The following is a 587-nucleotide window of genomic DNA, read 5'->3' as shown; positions in this document are numbered from 1 at the left end:
AGTTCGGCCTGACCAGGTGCGCGTCCGCCAGCAGGACCGTGAAAAGACTGCGGGGCTCGAACGATGACGCGCGGTAGTGGTGCGCAAGTGAAAACCGCGGCCGGTGGTCGCGGTTTTTTTCCGCCACCCTTGGCCTTGGCCAACGGTACGGTAGAAGCGATCAAGTGGATAGCGCTGCTTCTGATGGTGGTGGACCACGTCAACAAGTACGTGTTCCACGAGGCGTCCGCGACCGCCTTCTTTGCTGGTCGACTGGTCATGCCGCTGTTTGCATTTGTGCTGGCGTTCAACCTCGCCAGGCCGGGGTCGATAGAGCGGGGCGGGGGCAAGCGAACACTCGCCCGTCTGTTGCTGATAGGTGCGGCAAGCACGGTGCCGTACATCGCGCTTGGTGACGTGCTATTTGGGTGGTGGCCGCTAAACATCATGGCGACGCTCGCAGTGGCCGTCGCGATGATCGAGCTGCTATCGAGAGGAACGACGCTGAGCGCTGTTGGCGCAGGCGCAGTGTTCCTGGTGGGAGGCGCGCTGGTTGAGTTTTGGTGGCCTGGTGTGATCGCCTGTGTTGCCGCATGGTTCTATTGCCG

The 587-nt window shown here is 62.0% G+C and carries 1 protein-coding gene; it reads left to right on the top strand.

Annotation, left to right across the window (positions count from 1 at the left end):
- Positions 1 to 63: 63 nt before the first annotated feature.
- Positions 64 to 587 (top strand): TraX family protein (locus tag ACWKV5_RS29645; RefSeq protein WP_483844153.1); only part of this gene is annotated, 524 nt, incomplete at its 3' end.

This window comes from Pseudomonas oplopanacis, assembly GCF_057128725.1.
The sequence above is the reverse complement of the archived record's forward strand: the minus strand, read 5'-3'. Positions and strand labels throughout refer to the sequence as shown.